General features: G+C 48.2%; 8 protein-coding genes and 4 pseudogenes. 7 read left to right on the plus strand and 5 right to left on the minus strand.

Translation table 11 applies throughout. The features are described from left to right. Positions 1 to 126: 126 nt before the first annotated feature. A pseudogene (locus tag NH454_RS21475) lies at positions 127 to 738 on the minus strand (NADP-dependent oxidoreductase); the annotation flags it as partial. 132 nt (positions 739 to 870) lie between these two features. On the opposite strand from NH454_RS21475, the gene NH454_RS21480 reads away from it, so the two are divergent. From NH454_RS21480 to NH454_RS21490, 3 genes are all read left to right on the plus strand, one after another. Beyond that, positions 871 to 1,134, plus strand: coding sequence for a cytochrome b/b6 domain-containing protein (locus NH454_RS21480; protein WP_268841537.1), 264 nt, complete (start codon positions 871 to 873; stop codon positions 1,132 to 1,134). A 155-nt stretch (positions 1,135 to 1,289) separates the two neighbouring features. Continuing rightward, positions 1,290 to 2,792, plus strand: a complete 1,503-nt coding sequence (locus NH454_RS21485) for a transposase (RefSeq protein WP_081334059.1) — start codon at positions 1,290 to 1,292, stop codon at positions 2,790 to 2,792. Between the two features lie 485 nt (positions 2,793 to 3,277). Continuing rightward, positions 3,278 to 5,323, plus strand: coding sequence for an alkyl sulfatase dimerization domain-containing protein (locus NH454_RS21490; RefSeq protein WP_235374266.1), 2,046 nt, complete (start codon positions 3,278 to 3,280; stop codon positions 5,321 to 5,323). A 4-nt stretch (positions 5,324 to 5,327) separates the two neighbouring features. Here the strand turns inward: NH454_RS21490 and NH454_RS21495 are convergent, their stop codons facing one another. Continuing rightward, a complete protein-coding gene (locus NH454_RS21495) occupies positions 5,328 to 5,627 on the minus strand; it encodes a hypothetical protein (RefSeq protein WP_235374272.1) in 300 nt (99 codons plus the stop codon). Between NH454_RS21495 and NH454_RS21500 the strand changes: the two are divergent. Next, positions 5,583 to 6,101: pseudogene (locus NH454_RS21500) on the plus strand (GMP synthase (glutamine-hydrolyzing)); the annotation flags it as partial. The gene NH454_RS21495 and the pseudogene NH454_RS21500 sit on opposite strands and share 45 nt — an antisense overlap. Before the next feature lie 360 nt (positions 6,102 to 6,461). Here NH454_RS21500 and istA read toward each other — a convergent pair. The 3 genes and pseudogenes from istA to NH454_RS22395 all read right to left on the minus strand — a co-directional run. Continuing rightward, positions 6,462 to 7,196: pseudogene (istA, locus tag NH454_RS21505) on the minus strand (IS21 family transposase); the annotation flags it as partial. 206 nt (positions 7,197 to 7,402) lie between these two features. Next, on the minus strand, positions 7,403 to 7,630 hold the full coding sequence (locus NH454_RS21510; RefSeq protein WP_253040198.1) for a hypothetical protein: 228 nt from the start codon (positions 7,628 to 7,630) through the stop codon (positions 7,403 to 7,405). A gap of 54 nt (positions 7,631 to 7,684) precedes the next feature. Beyond that, positions 7,685 to 7,756, minus strand: a pseudogene (locus NH454_RS22395) (AAA family ATPase); the annotation flags it as partial. A gap of 277 nt (positions 7,757 to 8,033) precedes the next feature. Between NH454_RS22395 and NH454_RS21515 the strand changes: the two are divergent. The 3 genes from NH454_RS21515 to NH454_RS21525 all read left to right on the plus strand — a co-directional run bounded on the left by NH454_RS21515 (position 8,034) and on the right by NH454_RS21525 (position 12,180). Beyond that, positions 8,034 to 9,533 carry an IS91 family transposase gene (locus NH454_RS21515; protein ID WP_235374267.1) on the plus strand — a complete coding sequence of 500 codons (1,500 nt, stop codon included), beginning with the start codon at positions 8,034 to 8,036 and terminating at the stop codon, positions 9,531 to 9,533. A 215-nt stretch (positions 9,534 to 9,748) separates the two neighbouring features. Next, positions 9,749 to 10,396 (plus strand): 3-oxoacid CoA-transferase subunit B, encoded by a 648-nt coding sequence (locus NH454_RS21520; protein ID WP_235374271.1) that lies wholly within the window; start codon positions 9,749 to 9,751, stop codon positions 10,394 to 10,396. 455 nt (positions 10,397 to 10,851) lie between these two features. After that, positions 10,852 to 12,180, plus strand: a complete 1,329-nt coding sequence (locus tag NH454_RS21525) for a transporter (RefSeq protein WP_235374268.1) — start codon at positions 10,852 to 10,854, stop codon at positions 12,178 to 12,180. Positions 12,181 to 12,631: the final 451 nt, after the last annotated feature.

The raw sequence follows: 12,631 nt of genomic DNA on the forward strand, positions 1-12,631 counted from the left end.
GGCGAAATAACAAGGCCGATAGTGGATGATTAGGCTCCAAGCTGAAAGTAAACCACCTCCGCAGCCATTTATTGGTGTGGTCTACAGAGGATTATGTCTTTTTAGAGGGGAAAATCCCTAGAACCCCAAATTGTCAGTTTTGTAGTTTATAGCGCCATCAAACCCAAGCTCGTTAACAATCCAATCGGCTTTGTCTTCGCTTCCTACTACGCCAATTACACGCAGCCCGTCTGCTTTAGCAAGCTGACCTACAATTGAGCCTACAGAACCTGCTGCACCCGTAACAATAAGTGTCTCACCTTCTTTGGGCTCGCCAAAGTTATATAAACCTGTTGTGGCCGTTAGGCCTGGTAGTGCAAAAACACAAAGGGCCATTTCCTCAGTAATGCCAGGCTGAAGTTTGTTAAAACCAGAACCGTCACTGAGCACATATTCACTCCAGCCAGTCATTCCCATAACTTTGTCGCCTACCGAAAAATTAGGGTTGTTAGACTCAACCACTTCGCCCACACCGCTTGAGCGCATTACATCGCCAAGCTCCACAGGTGGAATATAACTCTCTCTGTCTTCACTCATCCAACCTAACATCGCAGGGTCTAAAGACATGTGAGTTTGCTTTATCAAAATTTGACCGTCTTTAGGCGTGGGAATTTCGAGCTCTTTGCTTTCAAATAAATGTGGCCCAATTTTTCTGTCATGGGGGCGATTAACGAGTGTAATTGCTTTGTATGTTGACATGGTGTCCTCCTGTTACAAGCACAAATGGTCGACGTCTTATCGAATGTAAAAGCGCATCGCTAAACACGGTTACATCTGCGCTGTTTAAAATAGGGTGGGGGTTATAGACATAAACACAACCTATAACACAGCTTGCTAGCCATACAAGCGGTATCGGGATTGTTCATGACCGATGATATTTTCTTAGACGGTCCCTATCGCCAATTAGCCGGAGAAGAAACACTAGCGCTAATGAACACTCTGCATCACCTTGCCTTTGATGTGCTACTTTACGTTATCGCACTTCATATAGGCGCGGTAATATTCTACAGCGTGTATAAGAAGCAAAAATTGGTTCCCGCCATGGTGCATGGCAAAAAGGAGTCAACGACAGCAGGTATTACTGACCATATCTGATCTCACAGTTTCGATGAGTCGGTTTTGACTCCATCTGACAGGCAGCTATGTACGTTTTTCGGACCTTGAGACTATAAATTTCCCACCCTATTGATCAGTAGATTTACATTAAAATCATATACACACTGTGATGCCAATTCAAGATAAAGGCGCCATTGCTAGTAACTCACTCTCATACCTATAAACGACATCGTCCAGAGCAGACGTTACTGTATCAATTGGTCGAACGCCACTACCCAGAATTTCAGAAGCAGCTTTCACAAAAAGGGAAGTCGTTACCACTTCATGTGGTAAAAGAGTTTGAAGAGTTTCTTAGGTGTGGTCGGCTTGAGCATGGTTTTTTGCGTGTAGTTTGTGACGACTGCAAGCATGAGAAACTGCTGGCGTTCAGCTGCAAACGCAGGGGATTTTGCCCAAGTTGCGGTGCAAGAAGGATGGCAGAAAGTGCCAAGTTGTTAGTTGAAGATGTTCTTCACGGTTACCCTGTACGCCAATGGGTATTGAGTTTACCCATCCCGCTTCGTCTACTTCTAGCTAGGTATCCCAAACACTTAAGTAAAATCATGCAAATCATTCATCGTGCTATTTCTTGCGATATTGTGCATCGGGCTGGGTATCTTAAGAAGCAAGCAAACACAGGAGCGGTGACTTACATTCAGCGATTTGGTAGTGCACTGAATCTCAATATTCACTTTCACATGCTCTTTTTGGAAGGCGTTATCACTCAGGAGTGTGGACAGTCCAAATTCAAGTGCGTTAAAGCACCAAACCACAATGATATGGAAACCCTCGTGAATGTCATTAGCCATCGCATCGCGACCTACTTGGAGAAGGCCGGGCTCGTTCAACGGGATATGGACAACACATTTCTCGATTTACCCATGGATGACGAAGATAGTTTACTGCCCTTGCAAGCAGCCTCTGTCAATTACCGCATTGCTGTAGGACCAGATACAGGCAAAAAAGTCTTTGCCTTGCAAACCTTACCTGCCAAAGACGAACAACATTACGGTCAATTAGCTCAAATAAACGGTTTTAGCTTACACGCTGGGGTGTTTGCAGACAGCCATCAAACTGACAAACTGGAAAGGCTATGCAGATATATCTCAAGGCCAGCGTTAAGCGAGCAACGATTGAGTCTAACCGATTCAGGAAAAGTAAGATATCAACTGAAAACTCCCTATCAAGACGGTACCACACATGTCTTTTTTACTCCCTTGGATTTCATAGGCAAGCTCGCGGCACTGGTGCCAGTGCCGAGGCTAAACCTTACGAGGTTTTATGGCGTGTTTGCTCCCAATGCTAAGGTGCGTGCCGAGGTAACGGCTTCACAACGCGGTAAGAATAGCCCTCGCTTAGCAGAGCATCTGAAAGATTCAGATAAACCATACCATGCGCGAAGCATGTCGTGGGCACAAAGGTTAAAAAGAGTATTCAATATTGACATCACAGTCTGTGAGGCTTGTGAAAAAACCAACGTCAAAATTATTACTTGTATTACGGATCCGGCTGTTATCCATAAGATTTTGGCGCACCTTGACAAGCAGACTCTTCTTGAAGCAAAAAACGATTCTCTAATGCCGCCACTTCGAGCTCCACCAGCCACAGCCTCATTCAGTGACTACATCATTCAACGCGACTTCGATTTTGGCGCATGAAGCACAAAAAACAGACCATCACTTGAACATGCAACATGTTGAGGTAAGGGCTTTCACATATCTCATTGCGGATTTCAGTACCAAAGACCAGTTATATTGCGTCTATCTTGATGACAACTACTTCACTGATTCCTGAAAAGTACCCATTTGACACACGTGCAACTGGCCTTAAATACAGCTGACACAGTGGGTAGTACATAGCGTTAATATTTCTTATACTCCCTAAATTTACTTATTTATTTTTTCACTATTGACACAGTAATTTCTTATAGATAGTCTGGTTTTGGATTAATTTTGATCCGCTTTTTATAAAGGAATGTGAAAATGAAAATCGCTAATTTAGAAAATAATGCAATGCCTACTGGTAAATACAGCTGACACAGTGGGTAGTACATAGCGTTAATATTTCTTATACTCTTTCAGCCGTTTTTGTTTATATCCTGGTGAGAAATCCGGGCTAACCCACGACAACCACAAGGACAACCATGCGCCCCCAACACCACTGCCGCCGTCACCACCTCGCCATGCTGGCGCTCGCCGCCGGCTTGTTCCTGACCGGCTGCGACACCCCGCCGCCCCAAGCCGCCGGCGCCAATACCAACGGCCACATACCGCCGACGGCAAGCACCGCCCACGGCAACAGTGAGATTCTGAACCAACGCCCGTTTGGCAACCGCAGCGACTTCGACCATGCCCGCCGGGGCCTGATCGCCCGCGATCCGAATCTGGTGATTCAGCGCCCCGATGGCAGCCGCATCTGGGATATGCCGGCGTACGATTTTGTCGATGCCGATGGCCAGAACGCGCCCGCTTCGGTGAACCCCAGCCTCTGGCGCCAGGCGGCACTGAACAATATTCACGGTCTGTTCGAAGTCACCAAGGGGCTATACCAGATCCGTGGTTACGATCTGTCCAACATGACCATCATTGAAGGCGACACCGGCTGGATTCTGGTCGACCCCCTGACGGCAAAGGAGACCGCCAGCAAAGCGTTCCTGTTCGCCCGCCAGCATCTGGGGGAAAAACCGGTGACGGCCATCCTGTTCACCCACAGCCACATCGACCACTTCGGAGGCGTGCAGGGCGTGCTTGAGCACCTGAGTGACGCCGAGCGACAGTCACTGCGGATCGTGGCGCCGGCGGGTTTTGAAGAGGAAGCCACCAGCGAGAACATCATCGCTGGCCCGGCCATGAGTCGCCGCGCCATGTACATGTATGGCCGGCCACTGAGCCGGGACGCGCGGGGCCATGTTGGCACCGGCCTGGGCAAAGGCCCGGCCTTCGGCACCTTCGGCTTTGCCGAGCCCACCGACCTGATTCACCAGACCGGCACCCGGCTGACCATCGACGGCGTTGCCTTCGAATTCCAGATCGTCTCCGGTTCCGAAGCACCGGCGGAATTCACTTTCTACCTGCCCGAACACAAGGCGTTCTGCGGCGCCGAACTGGTCAGTAGCACCCTTCACAACCTGTACACCCTGCGCGGCGCCAAGGTCCGCGACGCCCGTATCTGGAGCGGATTTATCGAGGAGGCCCGGACCCGGTTTGCCGACGCGGAAGTGTACTTCGCCAGCCACCACTGGCCGCTCTGGGGCCGGGACCACATTCAGGACTTTCTGGCCCGACAGCGCGACACCTACAAGTTCATCCACGACCAGAGCGTGCGGCTGATGAACCGGGGCCTGACGCCCAACGAGATCGCCGATCAGCTGAAACTGCCCGAGGCCCTGAACCAGGACTTCGACAATCAGGGCTACTACGGCACCGTGGCCCACAACGCCAAGGCGGTGTATCAGTATTACATGGGCTGGTACACCGGCAATCCCGCCCGGCTCCATCCACTTCCGGAAGCCGACGCGGCGCGGCGTTACGTCGAGATGATGGGCGGCATTGAGCGGGTACTGGCGACCGCCGAGGCAGACTTTGCGGCCGCCGCCGACATGGACGCCGAGGCCGCACACCGGCACTATCGCTGGCTGGCCGAACTGCTCAATCACGCGGTGTTCGCAGCGCCGGACCACCCGGCGGCCAAAGCCTTGCTGGCGAAGGTCTACGATCAACTGGGTTACCTGGCCGAATCCGGTCCCTGGCGGGATGCGTACCTGACCGGCGCTTACGAACTCCGGCACGGCGGCCCCGAGCAGGGGCTCAATCCGGCGATCATGAAGGAGTTGCTACTGAAGACCCCGGTCGAGCGTTTTTTCGACAGCATGGCGGTGCGCCTGATCCCGGAGGCGGCGGACGGTGAAACCCTGTCGCTCCGAATCACCTTCACCGACCTGGATGAAAGCTACCTGTTGCTGCTGGAAAACTCGGTGCTGCGCCACCGGCGTGCCGCGCACGACGCCGAAGCCGATGCTGCCCTCAACCTCACCCGACCGCTGTTTGTGGCGTTGCTGATCGGTGAAGCCGGGCTCAAGGAACTGCTGTTCAGCGATGACCTGAGTGTTGAAGGCAGTAAGCTGGATCTGATTGGCTTCTTCAGCATGCTCGACAAGCCCGACGGCGCGTTCAACATCGTCACGCCCTGAACGCTCAGGTCATCGGCGCCAGCTCGTCGTCGATGGCCTGTGCCCGGGCCAGAGCCGGCCGCCCAGCCAGACGCTCGGCGTAGGCCTCAAACTCCGCGCGGTTGGGCAGTGAACCAAACTGCATCCCCCACATCACGTGCGAGCCCACGTACACATCGGCGGCGGAGAACCGCTCCCCGGCCACGAAACCGGGGCCAGAGATTGCCTGAGCCAGGGTATCCACCGCCTGCTCGTAAGTACCGTAACCGACCATCTGCTGCCGGAAGTCACTCACACCCTGCAGGGCAAGCGCATCCTCGAGCACTTTGTCCTGACCATCGCCGGTTGTGAGGCCTTGTGGACCCCGGCCAAGATCGTGGACGACGCCGTTCGTCAGATTCGCGAGCAGGTGGGTTCCGACAAGGTACTGCTGGGCCTGTCCGGTGGCGTTGATTCCTCGGTCACCGCCGCGCTGCTGCACAAAGCCATTGGTGACCAGCTGACCTGCGTGTTCGTGGATAATGGCCTGCTGCGCCTGCACGAAGGCGACCAGGTGATGGACATGTTCGCCAGCAACATGGGCGTGAAGGTTATCCGTGCCGATGCCGAAGATCTGTTCCTGTCCAAGCTCAAGGGCGTGAACGATCCCGAGCAGAAGCGCAAGATCATCGGTAATACCTTTATTGATGTGTTCGATGCTGAAGCCGCGAAGATCAAGGATGTGAACTGGCTGGCCCAGGGCACCATCTACCCGGACGTGATTGAATCCGCAGCGTCCAAAACCGGTAAGGCCCATGTCTGGCGGATGTCGGTGTATTCATAGGCATGGCGCGGTAGCTGTTTTAAGGCGGGCTTATCCAGTTCGTCGAACCACTGCTGACGTGTGCCTGACATTTGTTTGAAGGGCTTGTTGTTTACCTCCGTCAGCAAGGCGTTGATGCACTGGTTTAACTCATGTAATGAGAAGAAGGTGTGATGGCGAAGCCGGGCTAATATCCATCGTTCGATGATTTGCACACCCACTTCGGCCTTGGCTTTATCTTTGGGTTTGTACGGTCTGGCAGGCACGATGGCCGTATCATAATGAGCCGCTAGTTGCTGATAGGCTGGGTTGATATCCGGGTCGCTTTTACAGGCTTTGGTCACCGCACTTTTTAAGTTTGTACGGTCTGGCAGGCACGATGGCCGTATCATAATGAGCCGCTAGTTGCTGATAGGCTGGGTTGATATCCGGGTCGCTTTTACAGGCTTTGGTCACCGCACTTTTTAAGTTATCCGGTACCACCATGGTGGGTACACCACCGAGATACTCAAACGCCCGCACATGGCTGCCCAGCCAGTCTTGTAAGCCCTGTGTCCAGGTCGCTTCAGCGTAGTAATAACTGCTCGCGCCCATGGCCGCGACGAAGATTTGCGCGTGTCGGATTTCGCCTGTTTGTGGATTCACGACAGGCATGGTTTGCCCCGCATAGTCCACGAACAATACTTCACCCGCCCGGTGATGCTGGCGCATCGAACGGCGCTGTTTCTTCAGCCAGTGCAGATAACGGTCGCAGAACTGGGAGTAACTGTAACAGCGATTGGGGTATTGCTGGGTGTATTCTTCCCACAGCAGCAATTTGGTCACGCCTTTACGGCTTAATTGCTTACGCAAGTCTGCCCAGTCCGGCTCTTGGAATCGCTTGGCATGGCGGGTATCGGCTTGCGGATAAAAGCGCCGGGCTAGCTGAGCATCATCCAGTTCATCTGGCAGCGGCCAGGATAGGTTCATGACCTTGGCTTTGCTGAGCAGCGTTTGAATGCTGCCGACACTGACTTTGGTGCTGCGATGAATCTCGCGGATACTCAATCCCGCCGAGAAATGCAGCCTTAAAACCTCTCTGATTTTACGCATTGTAATCCTTTTCAAACCTAACCCTCACTCGCCAACGAAAAGTCAGTGGTTAAGTTATCAAATTAATAGTGATTTCAATGCGTTGAAATGATTCCGGTGTACTTGAACACCGATTCCGGAAATCAGCCCAAAAGTGTACTAAATAAATCCGGAATCAGTGTTCAAATAATTCCAGAATAGGTGTTCAAGTGTTTCCGGAATCGGGTTCAGATCCGGCCGGAATATGCACACTTATCAAGTGTTCGTTTAGCGCCATATTTAAGAATATTAATTTCTTCCACTAACGTGCTTTGACAAATTTTGCCGGTACTCTTACTCAAAGTCTGAAGCACTGTCTCCCGATGAACCTTCTCTAAATCTGCACCGCTCATACCAGCCGTTAGTGATACGATTAAATCAACATCTATAGCCTCTTCGTAAACGTCGTACTGCAAGAACTTTTCGATAAACCAGCGCCGGGCATTTTTATCCAGGAAAGGAACATGGACATGAAGATCAAGCCTTCCTGAACGTAATAATGCTTCATCAAGTTTATCCAGCCGATTGGTAGCCGCGACAATAAAAACCGCGCCTTTATTTGGCTATTTGCATTCTAAGGTTGGAAATCAGCTTTTCTGCCAAGGCAATGAAAAGGCTCAGTTGGTTGGAAGCTAAAGTATGAGGGGCTGCATTGTACGTATAGCAGACGTTAGAGGAGCCTCCGTTGTAGACTAGCTATCTGATCGTATACCGGTCGTTCAGATAACCACGAACCACTGCCAATTTCTGTCACTCTGGTCAGTTTACTTACCAGCCCAACAAGGTACACTACAGACTTTTACATTAGCAAGGATGCTGATGTTAGCTGCAGAGCAATACACCTATCAACGCCATCGTCCAGAGCAAACATTGCTCTATCAACTTGTTGAGAAACATTACCCTGCCTTCGCCGAGATGATGCAATCTCAGGGAAAGGCATTACCATACCATGTGATCAAAGAGTTTGAAGAGTTTCTTAAGTGTGGTCGACTTGAGCATGGATTTCTGCGCATAGTCTGTGATGACTGCAAACATGAGAAGCTTGTAGCTTTCAGTTGCAAGCGAAGAGGTTTCTGCCCGAGTTGCGGAGCTCGAAGGATGGCTGAGAGTGCGAAACTACTGGTTGATGATGTATTGCAGGGTTACCCTGTTAGGCAATGGGTGTTAAGCTTACCTATTCCCCTAAGGTTATTACTCGCCAGATACCCCAAAGAACTCAGCAACGTCCTGCAAATCGTTCACCGCGCAATTTCCACAGACATCATCCATCGTTCAGGCTACTTGAAGAAGCAGGCTAAGACAGGGGCAGTCACCTACATTCAGCGTTTTGGTAGTGCGCTTAACTTAAATATACATTTCCATATGCTGTTCCTTGAAGGTGTCATCACACAAGAGCATGGAAAAATGACATTTAAGCGAGTCAAAGCGCCGAGTCATTCCAATATGGAGGCGTTGGTAAACACCATCAGCCAGCGCATCGCACAATATCTCGAAAAAGCAGGGCTAATTCAACGCGACATTGACAATACCTATCTGGACTTGCCAATTAACGATGAAGACAGCTTGTTACCACTGCAAGCTGCTTCGGTCAGCTACCGGATCGCAGTTGGTGCAGATACTGGTAAAAAAGTGTTTACTTTGCAAACCATGCCAGCAAAAGATCCTGATCACTTAGGACAACTCGCAAAGATAGCTGGATTTAGCCTACATGCAGGGGTCTTCGCAGATGCAGATCAACCAGAAAAACTAGAAAGATTGTGTCGTTACATCGCAAGACCTGCAATAAGCGAAAAACGCTTAAGCCTCACAACGACAGGTAATGTCAGATACGAACTCAAGACACCCTACAGCAATGGTACGACTCACGTATTCTTCTCGCCGATTGACTTCATTAGTAAGCTAGCTGCCTTGGTACCACCGCCTAGACTGAATCTGACGCGGTTTTATGGCGTGTTTGCGCCAAATGCCAATGTACGAGCAGAAGTAACTGCTTCACAACGCGGCAAGAACAGCCCTCGTTTAGCAGAGCATCTGAAAGATTCAGATAAGCCCTACCAGGCGCGCAGCATGTCATGGGCACAGAGGTTAAAACGTGTATTCAACATTGACATTACCATTTGCGAAGCTTGCACAAAGGCGAATGTCAAAATCATCGCATGCATTACAGAGCCTGCCGTCATCCAAAAGATACTCTGGCATTTGGATAAGCAAGATTCACCAATTACCGCTAATTCTTGCAGAGCGCCGCCACTGATTGAGTCAAAACAAATAAGAACTGACGATTACGTTATTCAGAGAGATTTCAACTTTGGCGCTTAACGGCTCCACCGCCAATATAGCTTGAACACTCATGTGTTGAGGCATCATGTTGCACATATCGAGAGAATTTTTCAGTCCCAATGATCAGCCTATTTTCTTATCTTGACTACACTTACTTCGTAATTGCTTCCTGTTTTTGGACCTAAATCGCATGAAACAAGCCTTAAAGCCAGTTGTCACAGAGGATAGTATATAGCGTTAATTTGTCTTAAACTCTGGCATGGACGCGAAATGAAATGGCCCAGCGTGCTGCGCTTGAGCTGCAAGATGGCTTTTATGTCAATTTAGGGATTGGTCTGCCCACCCTGGTCGCCAACTATATTCCAGAACATATCAACGTCTGGCTACAGTCGGAAAACGGCCTGCTGGGCATTGGTGAGTTTCCGACTCAGGACACGGTTGATCCCGACCTGATTAATGCCGGGAAACAGACGGTAACCGCACAAGCAGGGGCATCATTTTTCTCGAGCGCAGAGTCCTTCGCCATGATTCGTGGTGGGCATGTCAACATTGCCATTTTAGGTGCCATGGAAGTGTCTGAACGTGGCGATTTGGCTAACTGGATGGTTCCAGGTAAAAAAGTCAAAGGCATGGGCGGCGCCATGGATCTGGTGGTTGGGGTACAGAAAGTCGTGGTGCTCATGGAACACTGTGCCAAAGATGGCAGACCAAAACTGCTTTCCGAATGTAGCCTGCCTCTGACCGGTCAAGGTGTCGTCAACCGAATTATTAGTGATCTCGGTGTAATTGATGTGGCTGAACAGGGTTTGAAACTCGTAGAACTGGCCAAAGATGTGACCCTTGCACAAATTCAGGCCGCTACAGGTGCCAAGCTGATCACAACGGGGCTAGATGCAGCTTAAATCACACAGATCAGGAGCAGCCAAATAGCTGCTTCTGTTTTTAACCCACTAATCACCTGATTTTTTAAGAGCACGCGAGTCTCTAAAATTATGAATTAAATCTCAAAAATTATAGTTTCACATAAATAAGCCTCAAATTTTTAACTACCAAAATCGATCAAATTTCAATCAATTAAAAACATTCAAACAAGAGATTGATTTTAAATTTTATTCTTTAATTTTCAATCACTAACAAGCCAAAAACCTACACCAATTAGAACAAATACTCTATTCAGCGTGTTTTTTATACTGATTAGTTTTTTCTAGAGCATTTACTCTTATTTTAATTGTGCTATTTTTGTCACATGGAGTAACAAATGGTCTCGGTTTGCACAAATCGAAATCATCCAAAATGAAAGCTTAAAGCATCAACAAAAACTGTCATAAAAGACTTTATAGCCCAAGGGAAATGTATAATGAAATTAAAAGCACTTAGCACAGCAATGATTCTTGCAACTGTGCCTATGACAGGCGCATTTGCAGCAGCACTAGATCGTTCAGGCCAATCTATTGCAGCCTTCCTACAACCTGGCAACTATTTTGAAGCAGGTATTTCTGTTTTAGACCCATCTGTATCTGGTAAAGCTAATGCAGGTTATACACCTAACGCTGCTATTCCTGCAGCATTAGCTGGTCTTGAGAATACCTCTCTATCAGACATGGGTGAAGATTATTACTTCCCAAGTGCAGCATTAAAGTTTCAAGTAGCTGATAAATTATCAGTGGGTCTTTTATACGATCAACCTTTTGGTGCTGATGCAGCCTATTCAGTTGGTGATGCTGGAGCAAACCCAGCATTAGCAGGCTTGGGACTTCCAGCTGCATTATTTGCTGGACAGGGCTTATTCCATGATGGCCAAGAAGCAACTGAAGTAGAAGTTACAACCGAAAATTTAACGTTCCTATTAGGTTTCCAACCAACTGAAAACTGGAACCTATATGGTGGTGCAGTATACCAGACCGTTAAAGGGAATGTTCAATTACGTGGTACCGCATACGGTTCTACTATTGCATTAGGCCAATATAATGCAGATGTGAAAGAAGATTCTGCAGTAGGCTGGATTGCAGGTTTAGCTTACCAAATTCCTGAAATCGCATTAAAAGCATCTTTAACGTATCGTTCTGAAATTGATCATGAAGCAGCAACGAATGAATATGGTACAAGCTTAATTTTAACTGGTTTAGTTCCTGGGCCAGGTGCGGTATATAACGAAAACACTACTACTAAAATTACAACTCCACAATCTGTAAACCTTGATTTCCAAACTGGTATCATGGCTGACACAGTCGCTTTTGCTAATGTGCGCTGGGTAAACTGGGAAGATTTTTCAATTCGTCCTGAACAGTTTGGTACAGTTTCAGAAGCTTTAGGTGCCGCAGGCTTAACCCCAGATAATCCAAATGGTTTTGACTTAGTGGGTTATACAGATGATCAATGGTCAGCTACTGTAGGTGTAGGCCGTAAATTTAATGAAAAATGGGCAGGTAATGTCTCTGTAGGTTGGGATTCAGGTGCAGGCAACCCTGTTTCAACTTTAGGTCCAACTGAAGGTTACTGGAATGTTGGCCTAGGTCTGCAATTCTCACCTGCTGCAAACTACTTTATCGCTGGTGGTGTGAAGTACTTCTGGTTAGGTGATGCTAAAGCTCAACCTGCATCAATGTTTGGTACAGGAAACTCTGTAGCACAATTTGAAGATAACCATGCTTTAGGTTACGGCTTAAAAATGGGCTATCGCTTCTAAGCTCTGATTAAATAAAAACCACTTTCGAGTGGTTTTTATTTTTTAACTCTAATTTTATACACTTGCATATCATTTGCTTGTTTTACAAGCAATTAATCCTGCTCCAAATATTAATTTTTTAAAATTTATCTTTTATTTTTATTTTCTTATTTATCATTTAGTTAATATAAAAATATAGTATAAATACTCTAAGCAACCCTTTTATTTAACCGCCTTAGTTCATTTCTTCAACAGAGCTGAGTATTTACTCTTTTTAAAATTATGTTACTTTCCCAGCACATTTTTGTTACAGATGGCATCAGGGAACGTACCATGAAGCTCAATGGGGTTCTAGGGATTTTCCCCTCTAAAGTAACATAGAACGCTACAGGTATTATATTATATGGTCTGTGGCGGTGGGTTACCTTCCAATATTCTGCCATCTTATATAAACACCATCAATCATATTGGC

The sequence above is a fragment of the Pseudoalteromonas sp. Ps84H-4 genome (genome assembly GCF_024124645.1).
Taxonomy (GTDB): domain Bacteria; phylum Pseudomonadota; class Gammaproteobacteria; order Enterobacterales; family Alteromonadaceae; genus Pseudoalteromonas; species Pseudoalteromonas lipolytica_C.